At 49.8% G+C, this 23,418-nt stretch carries 20 protein-coding genes and 1 other RNA gene; 17 read left to right on the top strand and 4 right to left on the bottom strand.

The window, feature by feature from the left end; genetic code table 11:
- The first annotated feature begins 45 nt into the window (after positions 1–45).
- The 4 genes from JSQ80_RS02935 (at position 46) to JSQ80_RS02920 (ending at position 6,968) form a co-directional block, all read left to right on the top strand.
- Positions 46–363, top strand: a complete 318-nt coding sequence (locus JSQ80_RS02935) for a hypothetical protein (RefSeq protein ID WP_206094282.1) — start codon at positions 46–48, stop codon at positions 361–363.
- 106 nt (positions 364–469) lie between these two features.
- Positions 470–1,552: a tetraprenyl-beta-curcumene synthase family protein gene (locus JSQ80_RS02930; protein ID WP_418888863.1), complete on the top strand. Its 1,083-nt coding sequence runs from the start codon at positions 470–472 to the stop codon at positions 1,550–1,552.
- A gap of 21 nt (positions 1,553–1,573) precedes the next feature.
- Positions 1,574–2,545, top strand: coding sequence for a 6-phosphofructokinase (pfkA, locus tag JSQ80_RS02925; RefSeq protein WP_087435119.1), 972 nt, complete (start codon positions 1,574–1,576; stop codon positions 2,543–2,545).
- Between the two features lie 808 nt (positions 2,546–3,353).
- Positions 3,354–6,968 (top strand): glycosyl hydrolase family 18 protein, encoded by a 3,615-nt coding sequence (locus tag JSQ80_RS02920; RefSeq protein WP_206094281.1) that lies wholly within the window; start codon positions 3,354–3,356, stop codon positions 6,966–6,968.
- A gap of 354 nt (positions 6,969–7,322) precedes the next feature.
- On the opposite strand, the gene JSQ80_RS02915 is transcribed toward JSQ80_RS02920, so the two are convergent.
- Positions 7,323–7,706: a DUF3899 domain-containing protein gene (locus JSQ80_RS02915; RefSeq protein ID WP_206094280.1), complete on the bottom strand. Its 384-nt coding sequence runs from the start codon at positions 7,704–7,706 to the stop codon at positions 7,323–7,325.
- Positions 7,707–8,182: 476 nt separating this feature from the next.
- On the opposite strand from JSQ80_RS02915, the gene JSQ80_RS02910 reads away from it, so the two are divergent.
- The 8 genes from JSQ80_RS02910 (at position 8,183) to JSQ80_RS02875 (ending at position 16,853) form a co-directional block, all read left to right on the top strand.
- Positions 8,183–9,964, top strand: coding sequence for a peptide ABC transporter substrate-binding protein (locus tag JSQ80_RS02910; RefSeq protein ID WP_206094279.1), 1,782 nt, complete (start codon positions 8,183–8,185; stop codon positions 9,962–9,964).
- A 73-nt stretch (positions 9,965–10,037) separates the two neighbouring features.
- Positions 10,038–10,985 (top strand): ABC transporter permease, encoded by a 948-nt coding sequence (locus JSQ80_RS02905; RefSeq protein ID WP_087434884.1) that lies wholly within the window; start codon positions 10,038–10,040, stop codon positions 10,983–10,985.
- Positions 10,982–12,118, top strand: a complete 1,137-nt coding sequence (locus tag JSQ80_RS02900; protein ID WP_240463508.1) for an ABC transporter permease — start codon at positions 10,982–10,984, stop codon at positions 12,116–12,118. The genes JSQ80_RS02905 and JSQ80_RS02900 overlap by 4 nt, the downstream gene beginning before the upstream one ends.
- Before the next feature lie 18 nt (positions 12,119–12,136).
- On the top strand, positions 12,137–13,186 hold the full coding sequence (locus tag JSQ80_RS02895; RefSeq protein ID WP_206094278.1) for an ABC transporter ATP-binding protein: 1,050 nt from the start codon (positions 12,137–12,139) through the stop codon (positions 13,184–13,186).
- Positions 13,187–13,190: 4 nt separating this feature from the next.
- Entirely contained in the window at positions 13,191–14,141 is a 951-nt protein-coding gene (locus JSQ80_RS02890; RefSeq protein ID WP_418888890.1) for an ABC transporter ATP-binding protein, read from the top strand.
- A 190-nt stretch (positions 14,142–14,331) separates the two neighbouring features.
- Complete coding sequence (locus tag JSQ80_RS02885; RefSeq protein ID WP_206094276.1) at positions 14,332–15,750, top strand: sulfatase family protein; 1,419 nt, start codon at positions 14,332–14,334, stop codon at positions 15,748–15,750.
- Between the two features lie 314 nt (positions 15,751–16,064).
- Positions 16,065–16,271, top strand: a complete 207-nt coding sequence (locus JSQ80_RS02880; protein WP_087434888.1) for a DUF3906 family protein — start codon at positions 16,065–16,067, stop codon at positions 16,269–16,271.
- Positions 16,272–16,313: 42 nt separating this feature from the next.
- Positions 16,314–16,853 carry an NADPH-dependent FMN reductase gene (locus JSQ80_RS02875; RefSeq protein ID WP_087434889.1) on the top strand — a complete coding sequence of 180 codons (540 nt, stop codon included), beginning with the start codon at positions 16,314–16,316 and terminating at the stop codon, positions 16,851–16,853.
- Between the two features lie 148 nt (positions 16,854–17,001).
- Here the strand turns inward: JSQ80_RS02875 and JSQ80_RS02870 are convergent, their stop codons facing one another.
- Positions 17,002–17,829 (bottom strand): YitT family protein, encoded by an 828-nt coding sequence (locus JSQ80_RS02870; protein WP_206094275.1) that lies wholly within the window; start codon positions 17,827–17,829, stop codon positions 17,002–17,004.
- A gap of 271 nt (positions 17,830–18,100) precedes the next feature.
- Between JSQ80_RS02870 and cshA the strand changes: the two genes are divergently transcribed.
- On the top strand, positions 18,101–19,672 hold the full coding sequence (gene cshA, locus JSQ80_RS02865) for a degradosome RNA helicase CshA (RefSeq protein WP_087434891.1): 1,572 nt from the start codon (positions 18,101–18,103) through the stop codon (positions 19,670–19,672).
- 168 nt (positions 19,673–19,840) lie between these two features.
- On the opposite strand, the gene JSQ80_RS28895 is transcribed toward cshA, so the two are convergent.
- The gene (locus tag JSQ80_RS28895) at positions 19,841–19,945 is read right to left on the bottom strand and encodes a YjcZ family sporulation protein (protein WP_217896841.1); all 105 of its coding nucleotides are present in this window, start codon (positions 19,943–19,945) and stop codon (positions 19,841–19,843) included.
- 167 nt (positions 19,946–20,112) lie between these two features.
- Between JSQ80_RS28895 and JSQ80_RS02860 the strand changes: the two genes are divergently transcribed.
- The 3 genes from JSQ80_RS02860 to JSQ80_RS02850 all read left to right on the top strand — a co-directional run bounded on the left by JSQ80_RS02860 (position 20,113) and on the right by JSQ80_RS02850 (position 21,839).
- Positions 20,113–20,943 (top strand): YesL family protein, encoded by an 831-nt coding sequence (locus JSQ80_RS02860; protein WP_087434892.1) that lies wholly within the window; start codon positions 20,113–20,115, stop codon positions 20,941–20,943.
- A gap of 171 nt (positions 20,944–21,114) precedes the next feature.
- Positions 21,115–21,297: non-coding RNA, 6S RNA (ssrS, locus tag JSQ80_RS02855), on the top strand.
- A 146-nt stretch (positions 21,298–21,443) separates the two neighbouring features.
- Entirely contained in the window at positions 21,444–21,839 is a 396-nt protein-coding gene (locus JSQ80_RS02850) for a DUF1499 domain-containing protein (protein ID WP_206094274.1), read from the top strand.
- A 262-nt stretch (positions 21,840–22,101) separates the two neighbouring features.
- Here the strand turns inward: JSQ80_RS02850 and tpx are convergent, their stop codons facing one another.
- Positions 22,102–22,620 (bottom strand): thiol peroxidase, encoded by a 519-nt coding sequence (gene tpx / locus JSQ80_RS02845; protein WP_206094273.1) that lies wholly within the window; start codon positions 22,618–22,620, stop codon positions 22,102–22,104.
- A gap of 170 nt (positions 22,621–22,790) precedes the next feature.
- Here tpx and JSQ80_RS02840 point away from each other — a divergent pair, with 170 nt between their 5' ends.
- Positions 22,791–23,387 (top strand): rhomboid family intramembrane serine protease, encoded by a 597-nt coding sequence (locus JSQ80_RS02840; protein WP_087434895.1) that lies wholly within the window; start codon positions 22,791–22,793, stop codon positions 23,385–23,387.
- Positions 23,388–23,418 lie beyond the last annotated feature (31 nt).

Below are 23,418 nucleotides of genomic sequence, written 5' to 3'. Positions count from 1 at the left end.
GTCGGCGTCGGCAGATCCTTCATTTTATAAGAGAGGGTTGTCAGCATGGGGAATGTTGTGTTTGAATGGGACGGCCGGTTAGGCATTGAAGTGCCGGTTCTGCATGCCGCTTGGGAATCGCTCCATTGGGATGAAAGATCGGCGATTTTGGCAAAATGGGAAGAGATTCGGGGAATGATACCGGACCGGATAAAGGCGTTGGAGCGGGATATCGTAGCCAAGCAGAATGCTCTGTATGACGAGGAGCAATTCGAAGCCTCTTGCTGTCTCAATTCAGAGATTGCCGAGCTGGCCAGCATCATTAATGATTTGCATTTGTGGTACAACATTCATCAAGAGATGGATGCCAAAATCCACCACTAATAAAGAAGCCATCAGAAGGTTTGTGCAAACTGTCACTTCGTAATATAATAGTTGTGGCTAAAATGAGTGCATTCACAGCTAGACCGATGGAGAACGGAGGTTATCCTTGAACCAGCAAAGTAAACGCCGTACATTTGCTCCGAAAGAGCCGCTCGGGCTCATGTACCGCGTATATAAATACATACTGCCGGAAGTTCGTTCCGCATTGTCGGCATGGCAGAAGCGGGCGGAACTTATACCGAATGAGGAATTGCGCAAGCAGGCGCTGGCAAGCATTGCTGGCAAGCAATTTCACTGTGAAGGCGGTGCGGTGTATGCTGCAGCTCGGTTAGAGGTGCGTGATGTGTTAATTCCGCTCATTGTGGCATTTCAGACGATTAGCGATTATTTGGACAATCTGTGTGATCGCAGCACTTCTATGGATCCGGATGATTTTCGATTGCTGCACCAGTCAATGCTGGATGCGGTTCAGCCGGAGGAGCCGCTTAAGGATTATTATGCGTTAAGGGAAGATAAGGACGATGGCGGTTATTTGTGCGCGTTAGTGGAGCAATGCCGCACCTGTATTGCAAGACTGCCGGGCTACGCGGTCGCACAGTCAAGCATTGTGCGTCTTGTCGGGCTGTATGCCGATCTGCAAGTCTATAAGCATATTCACCCCGACAAGCGGGAAGACGCGCTGCTCACGTGGTGGCAATCCTATGAGGCCGAATATCCGGAGCTGGCATGGAACGAGTTTGCGGCGGCAACGGGGTCCACACTCGGCGTGTTTCAGTTGTTCCTGGCTGCGGCGGACGAGCAGTTGACGAATCGGGAAGTGGAGCAAATTCGCGAGGCTTATTTTCCTTACGTATGCGGATTGCACATTTTGCTTGATTACTTGATTGACCAAGAAGAAGACAGAGTCGGCGGGGATCTGAATTTTTGTAATTATTACGACGGGCAGGGCAAAGTGGTGGAGCGAATTGGCCACATTGCAGAACTTGCGACGGTGCGAATTAGTTCACTGCCGGAAGGACGCTTTCACCGTATGATTATCGAAGGGCTCCTTGCTCTATATCTATCCGATTCCAAAGTGAGAGAACAAGAAGAAGTGAAGAGCGTATCCAAGCGATTAATGAGAAATAGTCCGCTGATGCGATTGTTTTTTTGGATGAACAGCCGCTGGATACGTAAACATATGTATTGAGGATTAGAGGGAGGAAACAACATGACTGCTGTAAAAAAGATTGCCGTATTGACAAGCGGCGGAGACTCTCAAGGAATGAATGCTGCTATCCGCGCGGTGGTTCGCACGGCGCTGTACAATGGTATCGAAGTATATGGAATTCAACGCGGATATCAAGGGCTTATCAATCAAGATATTCGCCCGATGGATATTCGCAGCGTAGGTGATATTATCCAACGCGGCGGTACGATTTTGCAATCGGCACGCTGTCAAGAATTCAGAACGGCGGAAGGCCAGCAAAAGGGCGCGGAAATTTTGCGCGCTCACGGCATCGACGGCCTGATCGTCATCGGTGGAGACGGTTCCTATCAAGGCGCCAACAAATTGAGCAAGCTTGGCATTAAGACGATGGGGCTGCCTGGTACGATAGATAATGATATTTCCTTCACGGACTACACAATCGGCTTCGACACAGCGGTCAGCGTTGTCGTCGATGCGGTCAACAAGCTTCGCGACACGATGAGTTCGCATGAACGCTCTTCCGTCGTGGAAGTTATGGGACGCCATTGCGGCGATATCGCGCTGTATGCCGGTCTGGCAAGCGGTGCGGAGTCGATTCTCGTGCCGGAAGTGGCGTTCAGCATCGATGAGGTGGCGCAGCGCATGAAGGAGAACTTCGAATGCGGCAAACGCCACAGCATCGTCATCGTGGCCGAAGGTGTAGGCCGTGGAGAAGATGTCGCGCAAGGCATTATCGAACGCTGCCCAACGGTGGAACCGCGCGTAACGGTGCTCGGGCACATTCAACGCGGCGGCGCGCCTACGGCGATTGACCGCATCTTGGCAAGCCGTCTTGGCGACTTCGCGGTTCGCAAGCTGATGGAAGGCGAATCCGGCAAAGGCTGTGGCATTATCAAAGGCGAGCTGGTGGCGACGGATATCGATTTGGTCGTCAATACGAAGAAGGAATTCAATATGGAGCTGTACGAGCTGGCTACTCGCCTTTCTCAATAAGGGAAGCGGGCTGGACGACGAACTCGGGCAAGCGCTGTGAGAGCCCGGTTGACTGCATGAATGCGGTTGGCCGGGCTTTTTGCCGTGCGGTTTGCCGGTGGTCAGTGGATGCTATCCAATGTTTTCGGTATTGGGAGCGGTGAATGCAGAGAGAGGCAAGGGGGAAGAGGCGATAGGAAATGGACCGCTTATTTATATGCATGCATCAGCAGGTATCTATCCTTTTATCCTTTGTTCCATTCTCCCATTGAATCAGATAGGGCGAGAATCGTTGTACAGCAAGCATAACCTCCGTGGCTCCCACATTCTGTACCCGAAAGCAGTTAACACGAGTTGAAGAGAAAAAGAACATCGAGGGTGCTAGTATCCATTCACTGGAATGGAGAGCTCGCTCTGAATGGTGTCCATGCACTGGAACGGAGCGCTTGCTTTGTAATCGTGTCCTGCGCTGAAATCGAGCGTTCCGAATCTTGTGGAGTAATCTCCCCCTCATAGTAAAATGTTATCCCTTTAATTACAGCCTGTTCTCTAAGTAAATTAGTTGTGATATCAGCTTTGCCGTTTTGACGATTCCGGACTTTCAAATCTTCGCATCCTTCACGTACTCTCCTTTCCCCTCAACATGCAGCACCATTCGTAGCGCACATCTTTTAGTTTAAGCGATTTGCCTTTTCACTCTCATTGCAAGGAGGTGATGCCAAGCGTCACAACTTTTGTCAGACCGTGCGGCCAGTTGGACGGCATTCCTCCGGATTGCCGGCTGAATTGGCGGCATGTCATTTTATTATGGGACAGGAGGAATTGATGAATGCATTTGCAGGCAGCTTGGGTGCGCAAATTCGCTGTTATTGCGTTTGCTGTATTGATGTTGTTTACGCCGTTTGCTGCAATGGGATCGGGAATTGTGAAGGCGGAGGAGGCCGCTGCAGGGACAGGGTATAAAGTCGTGGGCTACTATCCTTCCTGGGGGGCGTACGGCCGCAATTATCAAGTTAGCGATATGGATGTGTCCAAGGTGACGCATGTCAACTATGCGTTTGCGGACATTTGTTGGAACGGGATTCACGGCAACCCGGAGCCGACGGGTCCGAATCCGCAGACGTGGCCGTGTCAGGATGAGAAGGGAACGATAAATGCTCCGAACGGCACCATCGTCCTGGGCGACCCGTGGATCGATGTCCAGAAGAGCTTCCCCGGCGATACGTGGGATGAGCCGATACGGGGCAACATCAAGCAGCTAAACAAATTGAAGCTGACGAATCCCCGCTTGAAAACAATTATTTCAGTAGGCGGCTGGTCGTGGTCCAACCGATTCTCAGACGTGGCGGCGAGTGCGGCGACGAGAGAGAATTTTGCCAACTCGGCCGTTGATTTCCTGCGGAAATATCAATTCGACGGTGTCGATTTGGATTGGGAATACCCGGTTGGAGGAGGCTTGAAGGGCAACAGCGCCCGCCCGGAGGACAAACACAATTTCACGCTGCTGCTGCAGGCGGTCCGCGCTAAGCTAGATACGGCCGGAGCGGCCGACGGCAAGGCTTATCTGCTGACAATAGCATCCGGGGCGAGCCCGACATTTGCCAACAACACAGAGCTCGGCGAAATCGCCAAAGTCGTCGATTGGATTAATATCATGACGTACGACTTCAACGGCGGCTGGCAAAAAATTAGCGCCCACAATTCACCGCTCTACTACGATCCGGCCGCTGCCGCTGCAGGCGTCCCCGATGCCGCGTCGTTCAATGCCGAAGCTGGAGTGCAAGGACATATCAATGCCGGCGTTCCGGCCGATAAAATCGTGCTGGGCGTCCCGTTCTACGGCCGCGGCTGGGGCGGATGCGGGAATGCGGGCAATGGGCAATATCAACAATGCGCAGATACGGCCAATGTAGGAACATGGGAGAAAGGCGTCTTCGACTATAGCGACTTGGCGAGCAATTATATTAATCGTAACGGTTATACACGCTATTGGAACGACGCAGCCAAAGTCCCTTATTTGTATAATCCTTCGAATGGTATCTTCATTACGTATGATGACGTCGAATCGTTCGGACATAAAACGGCGTTCATCAAGTCGAAGCAGCTGGGCGGCGCCATGTTCTGGGATTATAGCAGCGATCGCAATAAGGTGTTATTGAATAAGCTGACCGGCGATCTGCAAGGCGGAAACCCCGGTGGCGGCAACGACACGACACCGCCAAGCGCGCCGACGAATGTAATCGCGACCGCAAAAACCGCAACGAGCGTGAGCCTTAGTTGGACGGCATCCACGGATAACGTCGGAGTGACGGGTTATACAATAACATACTCATCCGGGAGCAAGAATACATTGGGCACGACTGCAACCATCAGCGGCCTGACGCCCGCCACGACTTACACATTCACCGTTACGGCAACAGATGCGGCCGGCAACATCTCGCCCGGCACGAGCATAGAGGTGGCGACTGATTCAGGAGGGGGCACCTCTTGCTCCGCTCCGGCCTGGGGAGAGAATACCGTGTACACGGGCGGACAGCGAGTTTCCTATAACGGGAAAATCTATGAGGCCAAATGGTGGACCCAAGGCGATCGTCCGGATCAAAGCGGCGAGTGGGGCGTGTGGAAAGCAGTCGGAGATTGCTCCGCAGCAACAAATAGTACCGGGGGCGGCAATATGCCGCCTTTGGTCTTGGAACCGGCTGAATCGGCGGCGGATCGTCATTCGGCCTCGCTTCCTGCAGACAAAAAGATTATCGTCGGCTATTGGCATAACTTCGACAACGGTTCCGGTTTCATCCGCTTGCGTGACGTGTCGCCCAATTTTGACGTCATCAACGTGGCGTTCGCAGAACCGTCCAACGGCCCGAAAGGAGGGACGATAGGCTTTGCGCCTTACAAGTATACGGATTCCGATTTCAAGGCGGACGTGAAATATTTGCAGAGCCAAGGCAAAAAAGTAATCATCTCGATTGGCGGGGCGAACGGTCAGGTTCAGTTGGAGACGGAACAGGCGCGCAATAACTTTGTCTCATCGATGAAAAGCATCATTTCCGCTTACGGCTTTGACGGATTGGACATCGACTTTGAAGGCCACTCTCTCTACTTGAATCCGGGAGATTCCGATTTCCGTCATCCGACGACTCCCGTCATTGCTAATCTGATTGCCGCCGTGCGTGACTTGCATAGTCACTTCGGCGATTCGTTCATGGTGACGATGGCTCCGGAAACGTTCTTCGTGCAGGTAGGCTATAGCTTCTACGGCGGGAACGCAACTGGCGCAGATAATCGGGCGGGCGCTTATTTGCCGGTCATTGAGGGATTGCGCGACATATTGGATTGGTTGCAGGTGCAGCATTACAATTCCGGCTCCATTACGGCGCTCGATGATACGTATTATGCGATGGGCGATGCTGATTTTCATGTGGCGATGGTTGATATGGTGCTGACAGGATTCCCGGTGGCGAAAAAACAGGATCGTTTTTTTGCGCCGCTTCGACCGGATCAAGTAGTCATCGGTCTGCCTGCGAATGTGAATGCAGGCGGCGGATTTACGCCAGTGTCCGAAGTTCATAAGGCGCTTGATTACGCAATGAAGGGACAATCGTTCGGAGGACGCTACAAGCTGCGTAACGCAGCGGGGTATCCTGGGTTAAGAGGCTTGATGACTTGGTCCATCAACTGGGACCGCTTCAATAAGTTCGAATTTTCCGAGAAACACCGGGCGTATCTGGATGGAACGAAGCCAAACCCGCCAATTCCGTTGGCCCCAGACCAATTGCGCGCTGCGAAGGTAACGGCGAACAGCGTGTCGCTTGCGTGGAACGCGTCGGCGGAAGCGGCGGCCTATAAGGTGTACAAAAACGGAAGCTATTTGACAGCGGTCCAGCCGACAAATCATACCGTAACAGAGTTAACTCCAGACACGGCTTATACGTTCACGGTTAAAGCCAGAGATGCGGCAGGCAAGTTGTCCGGACCGAGCAATGCAGTAGCGGTCACGACCTCTGCAGACGTTGATGAAACGCCTCCAACCGCGCCTTCGCAATTGCAGGTGACGGGGAAAACATCGACCAGCGTGAGCTTGAGCTGGACTGCTTCCGCCGATAACGTCGGGATCGCAGGCTATACGGTTGTGTACGGCTCCAAGAGCGCGAAGGTGAGCGCCCCGTCTGCGGACATCACGGGATTGAATCCGAACACGGCGTATCATTTCACCGTGACCGCTTATGATGCCGCAGGCAACGTATCGAAAGGCGCGTCCATCGAGGTGACGACAGATGAGCAGTCCGGACCGGGAGCTTGGTCAGCAGGAACCGCCTATCGATTAAATGATGAAGTGGCCTACAACGGCACAGTGTATAAATGTGTGCAAAGCCATACCTCGCTGCAAGGCTGGGAGCCGCCGAACGTGCCGGCGCTGTGGAAGCTGAAGCAAGAGCGATAATTTGCAGAACAGTATGACTGCAATATGCGGTCGTTGCTGCAAAAGTACATCTCAATTCATCGTTTCCCCTGCGATTGTCAGATTCTGCTGCAAAAGTGCATTCCATATGCGCCAAATGAGGCTTGATAGATGGAAAGCGGCGGTTTCACCTGCATTTTTGCAGTCTCCTGAATCCAAAAAGGACTATTTTATGTTTTAAGCTGTACTTTTGCACTTCCTCATGCCCGACCTAACAAGCGTCTATATGCATGACAAAGAAGTCTCCGGCCCTGATAAGAGCGGTGCCGGGGACTTCTACTAAGTTACCCTGCATGGTCTGAGGGCTGTCTTAGCACCGAACTATTCGCCGCATAGTTACATCGAAGCGAACGCCAAAACGCACGAGCAGAGCAGCAACGGAATGGAGAACAAATAAAATAATTTGTTTGACCACTTATTTTGGCCGAGGTGAGCGGTGTATTCATGTAATGCAATCTTCTTCTGCCGATGCTGCTCTGGTGTGGCGTCTGAAGCATTGAGGACGTCATTGTGCTTGTCGGCCTGTCTTTTTCGATACAGATGGTAGCTCAACGTTTTGAAGAAACCGATATTCCGCACATAACTGAACAACGCAATAAACAAATAGATGAGCCCGCAAATAAAAAAAGAATTCGAGAGATTTACGATAACCGGGTAGTGGCTGTTATAAACCGTATAGGCAACTGTAAACAAAACGGTGATGAGCAATAGTCGTTTCATTCTCCGGCTCCTTTATCGGCGCTTGTATGACGCTCTGTTGATGCAGCATCTTTGCTTGTCCCGGCAGGTAAGAGGCATCTTGCTATTCGCGCTTTTTCGAACACATTCGCCAAATAGATGCAAAATTCCTGCCAGCCCTCATTTTTAGCAATATCCCCCTGCCGGCGCACATATTTATATCTTGACTACAATCAGGGACTTTGATAGGATTTTAAATAATTGCGTTCCAAATATTACCTCGAGAGTATGCTTCCTGTGGCTTACCATGGCGCAATTTCGATAGTTTTCTCCCGCTTCTCGGCTATTGACCTAATATTCCACCTAGACAATTAACATGATGGCTACAGATTGGCTTCATCTGACGAATTTTTACGATTATTAACAGCTTGTCAATTTATGCGGTTGTCCGCATGTTCATTTCCATTGTTACTCACACAAATTTACATAAAACAACAATATTATTAGGAGGGGATATTATGAAGCAGCCAAAAAAACCGTTCTTGGTTATTTTGGCCATGATGATGGTGCTGACGTTTACAGGTTGCACCAGCGGAAATGGAAATAACGCCAGTCAAGAAAGCAAGGAGGACAAGGGGAACGCCGTTGCCGAGCAGAAGCAGCCTTCGGACAAACCAACCGTGGTAAGATTTTCTGGGCTGTCCGCAGAGACGTTCAACCCGCATACAAGTGACAGCTCGGAAACGTCCACCTTACTTGAATATATAAATGGGAATTTATTAGATCTCATTTATGATGAGACTTCAGATAATGTTAAATTCGTAAGCAATCATGCCGCCGATTTGCCAGCTACCACGGATAACAAAGTGTGGACCTTCAAATTGAAAGAGGGCCTCAAGTGGACGGATGGCACGCCGATTACGGCGCGAGATTATGAATATTCGTATCAAATGCTGCTCGATCCGAAGCTGGCCAACCGAAATGCGTTTGTACTATTTGACACCATCCCTGTTGTAAGCGCTAACAAGTATTTCAAAGGCGAAGCTAAGTGGGAAGAGGTTGGCATTAAAGCGAAAGATGATTTGACGCTGGAGATTGTGTTGGAGACAGAAATGCCGGAAATCGACGTTTACTCCGTGTTTGCGAAAAGCGGCAGCACGTCTACGTCTCCCATTCATAAACAGCTGTACGAAGCGGGGATGAAGCCAGACCGCAGTGAAACGACTTACGGGACCACTCTGGAGCAGGTTCCCTCAAGCGGCACGTATCGGTTAACGGAATGGGTTCGTGATCAATACCGCGTGTTTGAAAAAAATCCAGATGCTCCGATGGCCGCAGTCTATACGCCCGACCGCATCGAAAGCAGAGTCGTCTCGGAAAGCTCTACGCGCATGCAGCTGTGGGAGAAGGGCGAAATCGAAAATGTCTCGATAAGCGGGGAACAATTTGATAAATATGGCGAAGATCCAAGGGTTGTATACACCGAGGCAGAAGGCGTATGGGGATTTTATGTAAATACGGAATCAAAGAAGAACCCGATTCTGGCCAACAACGATTTGCGCAAAGCGCTGTATTATGGGATCGACCGTGACAAATTATCGAAAGGCATATTTAAAACCTTTAAATCGGCTCCGTACTATATCTCCACCATTTGCATAGTTGGGGACTATAAGGATGGCCAAAGATACCGCGAAACGGAAGCGGCCAAGGCGAATATTCCGCCGGGAACCGGGTATGAGCCGGAGAAGGCTAAGGAATATTTCGAAAAAGCATACCAAGCGAATGGCAACAAGAAAATTACGATTGAACTGACTTATTTCGACGCGCAGGAAACGATGAAACGCACGGCGGAAGTGACGGAAGAATTGTATGAGAACCTGTTCGGCAAAGATAAGCTCGATATTAAATTAAGAGCGATGCCGCCTTCAGCAGCTTATGACTCTTATCGGGACGGCAACTTTGAATTGGGAATCGGTTCTATTACCCAGAATCCATTCAATCCGTGGTCCAGCATGAAGGCTTGGCGAACGGATTTCCCGAACCGTTCGCACCGCTTCAGCAGCGCTGAATTCGATGAGCTGCAGAAGCGAACGGCGACCGGGGATCTGCTGCTGAAGCCGGAGGAAAGATTGGACGCATTGGTGAAGATGGAAAAGATGCTGCTGGACTTCGTTCCGCAAATTCCATTATTCCAAAATAACAACGCGGTGCTGTATCAAGATCGGATGGATCTGAAAGCGAAAGGGAAGTACTTCCCTGTTGTCAAATTTGCACCGCTGCAAGTGAACATTTTGGAATAATGACAGTCAGAGACCTTGAGCGTGCTTCAGCCCGCGCAAGGTCTCCGAATTTGCGAAAAGGAGCTTCAGGCCCATGCTACGATACATATCGCAAAGATTGGTTGCCATGGCAATCACCTTGTTTTTGATTATTAGTCTGCTTTTCTTTCTGGTTCATTCGATGCCTGGCAGTATAATCAGTGATCCGATGCTGCCGGTGGATATTAAGGAACGCATTGAAGCGAAGTACCATTTGGATAAGCCGCTAGTTGTTCAATATGTATATTTCTTAGGAGATTTCCTGACCTTTGATTTCGGCGACTCCATTAAGGTGCAACCGAAGGTGCCCGTCTTCGATATCATCAAGGACAAGCTTCCGATTACGATTCAACTCAATATTTTAGCGCTTTTATTTACGCTGCCGTTCGGCATCATGTTCGGCATTTGGGCCGCCTTGAAGAAGAACACTGCCACCGATCACACTCTCAATATGATGGTTGTGCTGTTTATATCGGTACCTTCCTTCGTTATTGCAGCTTTGCTTCAGTATATCGTGGCGTTCAAGTGGGAGCTGGTGCCGATTCTGCTTTCAACCGAACAGGCTTTGACGTGGACGAAATTTAAATCCATGATTTTACCGATACTAGCTTTGTCCTTCGGTGAAATCGCCATCATTACCCGTTATTTGCGTGCTGAATTGTGCGAGGCGTTGAATTCGGACTATATGCTACTGGCTAGAACCAAGGGGCTGTCACAAATGCAGGCGACGCTGCGCCATGCGATTCGCAACTCCTTCATTCCGTTGTCCAACATCATTATTCCGATGTTTTTCTCGATTTTATCGGGAGCGATTGTCATTGAGAATATATTTAGCGTGCCGGGTCTCGGCTCTTTATCGGTTAACTCCATCAATGCCTTGGATCATCCGCTTACGATTGCCGTCATGTTCTTTTATTCCTTGATCGGTCTGATCAGTATTTTGGTCGTAGACTTGTCTTACGGCATTATTGATCCACGGATTCGGATGGGAGGGAAGAAATGATGAAATTGGAAACGGATAACAAGAGAGAACACAACCCGTTTGAGCTTGTGCAGAGCGAAAAGCAGATTGCGGACGAGAAGTTCGAAGGCAAGGCCATCGGTTTCTTCAAAGACGCCATGCTGCGCTTCCGGAAAAATAAAGCGTCCTTTGTCGCCGTCTTTTTTATCGGGCTGATTATTGTAATGGCGATTATCGCTCCGTTATTGAGCTCATTTTCGTATCGGGAGCAGCATATTGAATGGTCTTTATTGCCGCCGCGCGTACCGGTAATCGAAAAGATGGGCATATGGGATGGCACGAAAGTGATGGACATTAAGAAAACAAGTTTGGAAGAGAAATATAAAGGCAGTATCGTCAAAGTGATGGAAGAATACGACATGGATTACCGCGGCCGCAAAATACCGATGGTAAAAGCCAAAGTAGATATGTATGAATTAAAAGGAGCGAAAGACACCTATTTTTGGATGGGGACGGACGCTCTAGGACGCGATCAATGGACACGTCTCTGGAAAGGAACGCGCATTTCCTTGCTGATCGGATTCATGGCCGTCACGATAAACGTGCTGATTGGGATCACATACGGTTCGATATCTGGCTACTACGGCGGTACCGTTGATATGGTCCTGCAGCGCATTATCGAAATTTTGAGCGGTGTTCCGCAGTTAGTGTTAGTTATCCTATTCGTCATGTATTTGGGCGCGGGCATACTCCCCTTCATATTGGCGATGATTATTACCGGATGGATCGGCATGAGCCGCATGATCAGGGCCCAGTTCTACAAATACAAAGGTCAGGAATATGTATTGGCATCTAGAACGATGGGAGCCAAAGACAGGCTGCTCATTTTCCGGCACATCTTGCCGAACGCCATTGGACCTATCATTACGCAAGCTACTTTTGCCGTCCCGGGAGCCATTTTTACCGAGTCGTTCCTCTCTTATTTGGGACTGGGGCTCGGTGCGCCCGAGCCTTCGATTGGGGTATTGTTGGCAGAAGGACAGAAAGTGCTGCTGGAGCATCCCCATTTGACGCTATTCCCGGCGATCGTCATTTCGATATTGATGCTGTCGTTTAACTTGTTCGGGAACGGCTTGCGAGATGCCTTCGATCCGACATTAAGAGGCCAAGAATAGGAGCGGGGTGGGGGAAAGATGACTACGAACAACGAAGCAATCTTGCAGGTGAACGACTTGCATATTACGTTCAATACGTTTTCCGGTAAAGTGCATGCCGTACGGGGAGTCGATTTCGATTTGCACAAAGGAGAAACGTTGGCTATCGTCGGCGAGTCGGGATCGGGGAAGTCGGTAACCAACAAAGCCATTGTTGGCATTTTGTCCAAAAATGCCAATATTGAACGGGGGAATATCATTTATCGCGGCGCTGATCTGACTCAATATACGGAGCGCCAGTTTACGCAAATTAGAGGCTCCAAAATTTCGATGATCTTTCAAGATCCGATGTCATCGTTAAACCCGGTCATGAAAGTCGGGAAGCAAATTATGGAGGCGCTAAGAGCGCGCAACGTCAGCAAGTCAGAAGCCAAACAAAGAGCGCTGGAGTTAATGATTGCGGTGGGCATTCCCGATCCGGAAAAGCGCTTTGAGCAGTATCCGTTTCAATTCTCCGGCGGGATGAGGCAACGGATCGTCATTGCCATCGCCCTTGCCTGCGATCCGGAAGTGTTGATTTGCGATGAGCCAACGACTGCCCTGGATGTGACCATTCAGGCGCAAATCTTGGATTTAATTAAGCAAATCCAGAAGGAACGCAAGCTCTCGGTCATTTTTATCACTCATGATCTGGGCGTCGTCGCGAATGTGGCTGACCGGGTGGCGGTTATGTATGCGGGAAAAATCGTGGAGTATGGTACGGTGGACGAGATTTTTTACAATCCGCAGCATCCGTACACGTGGAGCCTGTTAGTGTCGATGCCCGATCTGGATACGAGCTCTTCAGACGAATTGCTTGTCATTCCGGGCACGCCTCCGAACATGCTGTATCCGCCCAAGGGAGATGCGTTCGCGCCGCGCAACCGCTATGCGATGCGAATCGATTATGAGGAAGAACCGCCGATGTACAGGGTAAGCGAGACGCATTATGCGGCAACGTGGCTCCTCCATCCGAATGCGCCCAAAGTGGAGCTTCCCGATGTGCTGAAGCGGCGTATTGCGCAGCAAACCGAAAGGCTGGTGCGATGAAATGATGAATTCGACATTACAGCCGGTTTTGGAAGTGAAACATTTAAAGCAATACTTTTCCAGCGGCTTCGGACGCAAAAAGACGGTGTTGAAGGCTGTTGACGATATCAGCTTTACGATCTATAAAGGGGAGACATTTGGTCTCGTTGGCGAATCGGGCTGCGGCAAAACAACGACTGGCAGAACGATAATCCGTCTGTACGAGCCTACAGACGGAGAGATCTATTTTAACGGCACGCTTATCTCCGGAGAGCTGACCAAAGAAATGAAAAAAGAAGTCACGCGCGGTATGCAAATGATTTTCCAGGACCCGATCGCTTCTCTGAATCCGCGCATGACAGTTAAGGAAATTATCGGAGAAGGTCTGAAAATCAATAAGCTGTGCAGCAATGAAAAAGAGATGCTCGATATGGTTTATGACATATTGGAGACGGTTGGTCTGACAAAAGAGCATGCGGGCCGTTATCCCCATGAATTTTCCGGGGGCCAGCGACAGCGGATCGGCATTGCGCGAGCGTTGATTACGAGCCCTGATTTGGTTATCGCAGATGAGCCGATATCGGCGCTGGATGTATCCATTCAGGCACAGGTGCTGAACCTGCTGAACAGATTGCGGAAGAAGCTGGGATTGACGATTTTGTTCATTGCGCATGATCTGTCGGTCGTCAAATATTTTTCCGATCGAATCGGCGTCATGTATAACGGTAAAATAGTAGAGATGGCCAAGGCCGACGAACTGTACAAACAGCCGCTGCATCCGTATACGAAGTCGCTGTTGTCAGCCATACCGCTGCCTGACCCGCATCACGAGCGGAACCGCAAGCGGATTTACTATAATCCGAAAATTCATAACTACGATGTAGAGCAGCCCGAACTGGTGGAGATCAAACCTGGACATTACGTATATGCATCTCCTGCGGAAGTGAAGCAGTACAAGCAAGGCATTCCGCTGTAAGCCACGGAAATACACCCTGTTTCAGTTGATGTTGTCTGAAATGGCGGTGTATTTTTAATGTTCGGCAAAAAGCCGAATCAGATTCACGTATGAGGTAGCGGATTAGAAACAGAAGGTTTACAATAGAGCAATGAACGACTGCAAACGATTACAAGATGATTCTAACCTGATTCGCTAGGAGTGGAGCCCAATGACAGCAAGATCAGAGCTGAGAAGACCGAATATTCTGTTTGTAATGTCCGACGACCATGCATCGCATGCAATGAGCTGCTACGGCAGCCGAATTAATGAGACACCGAATATCGATCGGATTGCCAATGAAGGCATTCGATTCGATCATTGCTTCTGCACCAATTCGATCTGTTCTCCGAGCAGGGCATCGATTCTGACAGGGAAATACAACCATGTAAATGGAGTGAAATCGATTGATGATCACTTTGACGGGAGGCAGCAGACCTATCCAAAGCTGCTTCAGGCCCACGGATATCAGACGGCCATTCTCGGGAAATGGCATTTGGGCCATGGCGGGTTTGCCGATCCGACCGGCTTTGATTATTGGAGCGTGCTGGACGGTCAAGGTGATTATTTCAATTCGGAATTTATCGAAGCGAATGGGAGGCAGCGCATTGCCGGTTATGTAACGGATGTAATTGCCGATAAGTCGCTGGAGTGGCTGCGAAAACGGGACAAGGATCGGCCGTTCATGCTGATGTGTCATCACAAAGCGCCGCATCGTCCATGGCAGCCAGACGAACGTCACAGCCATATGTACGAAGATGTGGAAATTCCTTATCCCGACACATTCGATGACGATTACGCAACCCGTGCGCAAGCAGCCGTGCAAGCAAAGATGAGAATCGACCGTGACATGGTCGTTACCGATACGAAGGGCAATCCGCCCGCGGGGCTTAGTGACGAGCAAGCGAAGCGTTGGAAGTATCAGCGCTATATCAAAGACTACTTGCGGTGCGTCGCCTCGATTGATGACAATGTAGGGCGGCTGCTGGACTATTTGGACGAAGAGGGGATCGCTGAGGATACGATCGTCATTTACACGTCGGATCAAGGGTTTTTCTTGGGCGATCACGGATGGTTCGATAAGCGTTTCATGTATGAGGAATCGCTGCGCATGCCTTTTGTTGTCCGGTATCCGCGAGAAATCGCGCCGGGAAGCGTAACGGAATCAATGGCGCTGAACGTAGATTTTGCGCAGACATTTTTGGATTACGCCCGCATCGAAGCGCCGGAGGATATGCAAGGCCGTTCGCTGCGGCCGCTGCTGCAGGGCAAAGCGCCGGACGATTGGCGCACCTCGATGTATTATCGATATTGGATGCATCTCGATGAGCATCACAATGTATATTCCCATTACGGCATTCGGACAGACCGCTACAAGTTGATCTACTATTATGCGCAAGCGCTTGGCACTCCGGGATCCCGCGACGAAAATCGGCCGCCTGAATGGGAGTTGTTCGATCTGAGCGTCGATCCTTATGAATTGAAAAACGTATACGGTCTTCCCGAATACGAAGCCGCAACTAGAGAATTGAAGGAAGAGCTGCATAGACTGCAAGCGGAGGTATCGGATCATCCGGTAGATGAAGTATAAACGAAAAGGTTTCTGGAAGATGGCGTCCGCAGAACTAGGCTTGAGTCATATTTGACTAGATGAAGGTTAAAGACAACAAAGCAGGGACGGCACCCGCTGCTGCCTTATAAAAAGGCTTCCGGCACCGTCCCTTTTAGTATGTGGAACTTTAAGCCCGGCCGTATTTTTGTGGTATGTTTCAAATAGGCCTATCCTCCCGAACAGGCCTATTTTTGCAGTTCCTCGCACTCGCCACAGGTGTCTTTTAGGTACAAGCGTATCTTGACGATTTCTTCCTGTTTTTGTATGATGACCGAAGGGAAGGGGGGGACAAGATGTACATATACCGGTTGGAAGCGTCCACAGAACAAGGCCCGTACGTATGCGTTCTCTTGGCAGAGACGGAAGAGCAAGCGTTTATCCATGCAGAAGCGCATATCGAGCAGACCATGCCCGGCAAGACCGTGCAGGATCTGACTTTATTGGAGAAGAAACGTTGTCAGGCAGGCAGCGGATTTATCATCCCCACCCGCGATACTTAATGCACGCTTTTTAACCGCAACATGATGAAGGGAGAGTGCGTCATGCAAATCGTACTCATTGCAGGCAGCAATCGTTCAGAAGCGACAAGCACCAAGCTTGTTCGTTATATGGCTGCGCAGCTGGAAGTGAAAGGACATGAAGCAATCGTCATTGATTTATATCAATCGCAGCTGCCGCTGTATTGTCCAGATTCGAACGAAGATAATGCGAATGTCATTCGCTTGAAGGAGAGCGTGTCATCGGCGGATGCCATCGTGCTGGCGACTCCGGAATATCACGGCAGTATCTCGGGCGTGCTTAAAAATGCGCTGGATTACTTAAGCTTCGAGCACGTTAACAACAAAGTCGTATTATCGGTCAGCTCTGCTGGGGGAGCCGTGGGAGTCAGCTCCTTGACGCATTTGCAAACGATGGTCCGCAACCTGCACGGGATCAACTGTCCAGAGTGGGTGTCCATTGGCGGAGACTTGCGTCAATTTACGGAAGAAGGCAAGCCGCAGCATGCGAATGTCATTCAGCGCGTCAATAATACGCTTGATTATTTCTTGAAGCTAGCGGAACAGACACGTCCGTTAACGTAAGACAGGAGCCGGAGCGCCATGTCATGAGCTGGCAAACGACCTCTCGACAGAGAAGAGCCCGTCCCTGCATGGACGGGCTCCTTCGCATGCCGCAGCAAATATGCCGCAACGCCAGTTCCTGCATGAATAGGAATGCAAGCGTCTAAGCTCAAATGCTCTTCGGACGGCGGAAATTCCCGATGACGCCTACTGTTTCCACGATATTGACGAAGGCTTTCGGATCGACTTCCATTATCGTCCGCTTCAGCTCAGACAGCTCGTATCGCGTCGTGACCGTCATGAGCATGTCCTTTTCGATGTCCGTGAACGCCCCTCGCGTCTTAATGACAGTAACCCCGTGCGGGAGACAGAGCAGTTTGTTTATCAAGGTATCTTTTTCCCTTGTAATTATAAATACGGTCACTTTGTAATGGTTAATATATATGGTGCCGATCACTTTTCCCGTAGTAAAGATGGACACCATGGAGTAAAGCACCAGTTCCCATTCTTGAGACAAATATCCATGCGTAGCGATAACGACAGCATTTAAAGCGACCAAAATGTTCGAAATGGAAAAATCGCGATATCGTGTCACGATGGAGCCGATAATGTCAAATCCGCCGGACGATCCTCCGATGCGAAGCGATATTCCGCTTCCGATCCCGGCGAGCGTTCCGCCGAATACCGCCGAAAGCAACGGTTCATTCGTGACCATCTTCACCGGAATGATGGAAATGAAGAATGTCGTTGCCACAACGCTGAGGATGCTGTATATGATAAATCGTTTGCCGAGGATGAACCATCCCCAGACGATAAGCGGCAGATTGTAAGCGAAATACAAGACTGACGGGTTCCAATTCGTGATGTAATTGGTCACTAGCGACAGGCCTGATACTCCGCCGCTCAACAAATGGTGCGGCATGAGGAACAGTTTGAAAGATAGGGCGATGCACGCTGCGCCGATGAGTAAAATGATCGAATGTAAAATTCGTTTCAAGCAAGTTCACCTCAAAACGTAGTATTGGGTCATATCTTAGCTGGTATTCTTTAATGCGTTTGTGTTATAATATGCTGGATATTCTTGAGTAGGCTTTTGTTATCCACGATGTTCATGATAAATCCGCGGAGTCAAGCGTTTCAAGTGAGGATCACCTCCGCATTGTATATGAGAAGACGGTCGGCTGAATGTGCCATTCGTCACCATTGTCGCGCTACTTAAGAATACAGACAAGGCTGTGGATTGTCCACAACGAAGGAGTATGAATATATTGAAGACATTTGCAGAATTTGGCTTGGAGACGAAAGTACTGCAAGCAATTACGGAATTAGGGTTTGAAGAAGCGACTCCGATCCAAGAAAAAGCGATACCTGTAGCGTTGACAGGACGTGACCTTATCGGACAAGCGCAGACGGGTACAGGGAAGACGGCCGCCTTCGGTATTCCGTTGATTCAGAAGATCAACCCAGCAGATGAGCGCGTGCTAGCGCTCGTTATGACGCCGACACGTGAATTGGCGATTCAAGTTGCCGAGGAAATCGGAAAGCTGACTCGCTTCAAGGGCGTTCGCTCGCTGCCAATTTACGGTGGCCAAGATATCGGAAGACAAATTCGCGCTTTGAAAAAGCACCCTCAAATTATTATTGGAACGCCTGGACGCCTATTGGATCATATTAACCGGAAGACGATTAAGCTGAATGACGTCACAACGGTCGTTCTTGATGAAGCCGATGAAATGCTTGATATGGGCTTCATGGAAGATATCACATCGATTCTGAGCCTGGTGCCTGATGAACGCCAGACCATGCTCTTCTCCGCTACAATGCCGCCGAACATTCAGAAGCTTGCCAATCAATTCCTGCGCGAGCCTGAGCATGTGTCGGTAATGCCGAAGCAAGTTAGTGCGCCGCTTATTGCTCAAGCATACATCGAAGTGCCTGAACGCGTTAAGTTTGATGCATTAAGCCGTCTTTTGGACATGGAATCTCCTGAGCTTGCTATCGTCTTTGGACGCACGAAGCGCCGGGTAGACGAATTGTCTGAAGCGCTGCAGAAGCGCGGATATTCGGCAGACGGGCTGCATGGCGACTTGTCTCAGAACCAGCGCGATACGGTTATGCGCAAATTCCGTGACGGCAGCATTGATGTGCTGGTCGCAACGGACGTGGCCGCTCGCGGCTTGGACGTGTCCGGCGTAACGCATGTCATCAACTTCGACTTGCCGCAAGATCCGGAATCTTACGTTCACCGCATTGGCCGTACAGGCCGTGCAGGGAAAGAAGGAAGCGCTTGGTCCTTCGTCACTCCGCGTGAAATCGACCATCTGCACTTTATCGAACGCGTTACGCGCCATCGCATTCCTCGCAAGCCGGTGCCAAGTCTGGCGGAGGCGATTGAGGGCAAACAGCGCATTATCGCAGAACGAATGCTTGAAGTGCTGCAAGACGGTGATTTGACCGAGTACAAGGGCATTGCGATTCAAATGCTGGAGCAATACGATTCCGTTCATTTGTTGTCGGCTGCATTTAAGCTGATGACAGGCGAGAAGAAAGATGTTGAAATTTCCTTGACGCCTGAGGATCCGATCCGTGCGAAGCGCCGCAAGCCGGATGTGCGCACGAGCGGCCGCAAGCTGTCTGCGCCATACAATCGCGGCGGACGTTCCGGAGGCGGATCGCGCACCGGTGGCCGCGATAACCGCGGAGGATACGGCGGCCGTGACCGCGACAATCGCAGCGGAGACCGCAACCGCAGCGGAGAATGGCGTGATCGCAGCGGAAGCGGAGATCGCCGTCCGCGCCGCACCAATGACGAAGGACGCCGCAGCCGCGATAACGAATAGGAATAGCACAGGTAACAGGTATACGCAGATACAATGCGCAGCTTGATATACACTAATTTACAGAGACAAAGAGACCGCCCTTGGCGGTCTCTTTGCTTCATCTCCATGAAAAGGCGTGTACTTTGCAGATGCGCAAGCCGATTCATCCACTCGCACGTTATGGCGGGTCTAAAAAAGGATAGAACGGCTAACGATAACGAGCAAAATGAACAATACCAAAATTGTGCCTGTGGACGTCCAGAAAGCACCGCCACCATATCCGACTTGGCCCATGAAGCAACCTCCTTAGAACAATCGTGGAATTTAGATTACGGTAACATCATATGCGATAAGGTGAGAGCCGCTTAGACGGCCACCCAGCGCTGAGAAAATAGGCACTGGCATTACATGACCCATTTGTATTATAGTTATAAGACAGGATGTATGAGGGGGAATGACCTTTGGAATTTCGAGGGATAATGGGCGGTTTTTACCGCATTTCGGAATGGATTATGCGATTCTCGGTCACGAACGTGCTGTGGCTGCTCTGTTCGTCACCGTTTTTCTTTTTTTTATTGGTGAAATTGCTTGTCATGCAGCAAAACTTCTTGAACGAATCCATCACGATGAACTGGATGATGGGAATTGTGGCACCGTTTACACTGTTTCCGGCCACGGCGGCGATGTTCTCCGTTGCGCGGAAATGGGTAATGGGTGAAACGGACGTGAAGCTGCTTGGCACGTTCTTCAAATCATATAAAGAGAACTACAAGCAAGCTATGGTCGGTGGTATCTTCTACACGCTTTTGTTCGTCATCATGTATGTAGATTACACCGTATACATGACTCAGCTGAAGTCCTTTCAAGCGATTGGATTCGTCATGCTGGGATTTTTGATCGTGCTGTTCGTGTCGCTGTTTAACTTTTTCTCGATGGTGTCGCATTATCATATGAAGACGGTTCAATTGGTGAAGAATAGCATTTTGCTCACGCTCCTCAGACCGCTGCGCATTATTATGACGACGGTTGTAAGCGGAGCGATTTTGTATTTCAGCCTGTTCAAATGGCCGTTCCTCATCATTTTCTTCTCAGGCGCCATTATTGCTTACTATGCGTTCTTTAACTTCTATGCCGTGTTCCAGAAGATGCAGGAGCAGCATGAACGAGCGCAAGAGCAGGCGGAAGAGGGAGAGAAAGCGGAACCGGATCCGGATGCGGAAGTGCCGTTCGAAGCAGTGGATCATGCTCCAGTCAAGGAAAGCGTGGAAGAGAACAGATACGCGCCTAAGTGAGTGTGCCAAAAGTTCGCTTTTCAGACGTAACACAATTCGTGCGGAGGTACTTGAATTCATATCTGATTCTGTGTTATGATGAGTTCCCAAAGCAAAGCGGATCATGCCGGAACAGTTGGATTGGGCGTGAAGACAGGTTTACTTTTAGATATGAAAACATTATAATAAGTATACATCCTGCGATGTGCGTGTAGGCTTTCGTTGTTTTGAACCAATGGTTGTTTCTAGGGAGTTCAATATCGAAGCACGGCTGACAGGCCCTCTCCGAAGGGAAGTCAAAAGTACTTTTGCGGACACCCACCTGCGAGAGCAGGTTCAGAAACATAGAAGCCAAACGGCATAGGCGGGTATTACAACAACCGAATCACCTTCATAGCGTACCTTGGTCCGCACTGAAGGTGTTTTTCTTTTTCTGTGGAAATCCTCTTTCGTTAACCATCGAACAGTGTTAGACTATAGATTAGTGAGCATCGGCTGCCATGAAAAGGAGGAACACGCTTTTGTCATTCAAACGTGTGTTGGTTGGCATCGTTCGCAGCTTTGAATCGAGCGGCGATCGGGCTAAGGACCCAAAATTGAAAACGCATTACTACCAGTTGTCCCGGGATAAAGCCTGGGAAGAAGTTGCATCGACTTTAAAGAAAATACAAGGATACAAAGTGCTGCATGAGGTGCCTTCGGTAGGCGAGATTACACTGGAAAAACGCACAATGACCGGGCGTACAATGGATATTACCGTGTCCGTCATCAACGTTGGGCCGATGAGAACCGCTGTCGATATTTACTCGGCTTCTCGCGGCGGAATGGGCGATTTGGGAGCAAATTACCGGGTTATATTGGATCTATATGCCGTCTTGGATAAGAAGATGGCATCATTTAAAGTAAATAACAATTAAAGTGCGTATTCAAAAAGACCGCTTTTCACCACCGAGAAGGACGAGTTTTCGCAAGAAAACACTTCGGAAGCATATGCCTGCCTTGGGGCATGCATACTAGGTTCAATGCCGAACGATTTCTTGGACTGCTTCGTGCTAAAAAGGGGGCTTTTTGAATAACCTCTTAAGCGGCTGCCAATGAGGCGCGGAAATAACCTCGTTACATATAAAAAGCGAGAGAGGAGCCGAAACTCTTCTCTCGCTTTTACTCTTTGCGCAGAGATTAGAGCAGGGCTTTGACTGCTTCAATCGCTTGCTCGTAGTTCGGATGCTCCGTCATTTCGCTTAGATATTCGACATACTGAACCGTATTGTTGGCATCCAGCACGAAGATGGAGCGCATGTCGAGGCGGAGCTCTTTAATAAGCACGCCATAAGCTTCACCGAAGTTATTGTCTTTATAGTCGGACAGCATGACGACATTGTCCACGCCAGCAGCTCCGCACCAACGGGCTTGCGCCATCGGAAGGTCTGCGCTTACGGTCAGTACGGCTACGTTATCGCCAAGCTTAGCGGCTTCTTCGTTGAAGCGGCGTGTCTGCATATCGCACACACCGGTGTCGATGGATGGAACGACGCTTATGAGCTTTGCCTTCCCTGCGAAGTCTTGCAAGCTGACAGCTTCGACAAGCGATTTGTTTAATTTAAAATCAGGCGCTTTATCGCCTACCTTGAGTTCTGGACCTAGCAATGTGATTGGATTGCCTTTAAGTGTTGCCACACCTGTGCGTTCTACGGACATGGGTTGGAAACCTCCTTCTTACATAACGGTCTAATATTTGGTAAACCTAATTTTCATTATAATGGTTAACTCGCGCAGTTGTCCAATGTCGGTTCGTGATAGGTTGCGTGCACAATTGAGAATGATTGGGCGGACAGTGAGATATAAGTTGAGAAAGCGAGGGATTCCGAATGATTTTTATTCGTTACGAGAATTGGCGCAGCTATGTGAAAAACTATCCAGTAACGACCCTCCTTATTATTGCTAACTTGGTGATGTTCGCCGTGTTAGCCTTAAGCGGCGGTTCGCAGAACGGTGAGAATCTGTTTCGTTTCGGCGCAATCTGGAAAGAGGAACCGTACATCCATGAAACGTGGCGCATGGCGACGGCGATGTTTCTTCACTCCGGCTTCGAGCATCTTCTGTTCAACATGTTCGCGTTGTTCGTGTTTGCGCCGCCGCTGGAGAAAATACTCGGTTCTTTCAAATATGCCATCCTGTATGTGGCAAGCGGACTGCTAGGCAATGCAGCCGCGCTTATGCTGTCGGAATGGGGCACGCTTGCTGTTGGCGCCTCTGGAGCAATATATGGGCTCTACGGCGCATATTTATTCATTGCCATATTTCAACGCTGGACGCTGGATGAGGCTTCGCGCAAGACGCTCTTAATCATTCTCGGGATCGGTATTGCACAGTCTTTCATCATCAGCGGAATTAGCTGGAGCGCCCATATCGGCGGGTTAGTGGCAGGGTTTGCAGTCTATAGCATTCTGCGGTTAATTCGATAATTTTTACTAGCATAAATCGGAGATCGGAGCG

This window comes from Paenibacillus apiarius (genome assembly GCF_017052585.1).
GTDB classification, from domain to species: Bacteria; Bacillota; Bacilli; order Paenibacillales; family Paenibacillaceae; genus Paenibacillus_B; species Paenibacillus_B apiarius.
Note: the sequence above shows the minus strand (reverse complement) of the source record. Positions and strands in the feature narration are given on the sequence as shown.

What these genes read in the sequence shown, in the direction of transcription:
- JSQ80_RS02875 (WP_087434889.1), top strand. Translation starts at nt 16,314, where the DNA reads ATGCAAATCGTACTCATTGCAGGCAGCAATCGTTCAGAAGCGACAAGC.
- JSQ80_RS02885 (WP_206094276.1), top strand. Translation starts at nt 14,332, where the DNA reads ATGACAGCAAGATCAGAGCTGAGAAGACCGAATATTCTGTTTGTAATG.
- JSQ80_RS02915 (WP_206094280.1), bottom strand. Translation starts at nt 7,706, where the DNA reads ATGAAACGACTATTGCTCATCACCGTTTTGTTTACAGTTGCCTATACG.
- pfkA (WP_087435119.1), top strand. Translation starts at nt 1,574, where the DNA reads ATGACTGCTGTAAAAAAGATTGCCGTATTGACAAGCGGCGGAGACTCT.
- JSQ80_RS02900 (WP_240463508.1), top strand. Translation starts at nt 10,982, where the DNA reads ATGATGAAATTGGAAACGGATAACAAGAGAGAACACAACCCGTTTGAG.
- JSQ80_RS02880 (WP_087434888.1), top strand. Translation starts at nt 16,065, where the DNA reads ATGTACATATACCGGTTGGAAGCGTCCACAGAACAAGGCCCGTACGTA.
- JSQ80_RS28895 (WP_217896841.1), bottom strand. Translation starts at nt 19,945, where the DNA reads ATGGGCCAAGTCGGATATGGTGGCGGTGCTTTCTGGACGTCCACAGGC.
- tpx (WP_206094273.1), bottom strand. Translation starts at nt 22,620, where the DNA reads ATGTCCGTAGAACGCACAGGTGTGGCAACACTTAAAGGCAATCCAATC.
- JSQ80_RS02905 (WP_087434884.1), top strand. Translation starts at nt 10,038, where the DNA reads ATGCTACGATACATATCGCAAAGATTGGTTGCCATGGCAATCACCTTG.
- JSQ80_RS02895 (WP_206094278.1), top strand. Translation starts at nt 12,137, where the DNA reads ATGACTACGAACAACGAAGCAATCTTGCAGGTGAACGACTTGCATATT.
- JSQ80_RS02920 (WP_206094281.1), top strand. Translation starts at nt 3,354, where the DNA reads ATGCATTTGCAGGCAGCTTGGGTGCGCAAATTCGCTGTTATTGCGTTT.
- JSQ80_RS02935 (WP_206094282.1), top strand. Translation starts at nt 46, where the DNA reads ATGGGGAATGTTGTGTTTGAATGGGACGGCCGGTTAGGCATTGAAGTG.
- JSQ80_RS02910 (WP_206094279.1), top strand. Translation starts at nt 8,183, where the DNA reads ATGAAGCAGCCAAAAAAACCGTTCTTGGTTATTTTGGCCATGATGATG.
- JSQ80_RS02840 (WP_087434895.1), top strand. Translation starts at nt 22,791, where the DNA reads ATGATTTTTATTCGTTACGAGAATTGGCGCAGCTATGTGAAAAACTAT.
- JSQ80_RS02890 (WP_418888890.1), top strand. Translation starts at nt 13,191, where the DNA reads ATGAATTCGACATTACAGCCGGTTTTGGAAGTGAAACATTTAAAGCAA.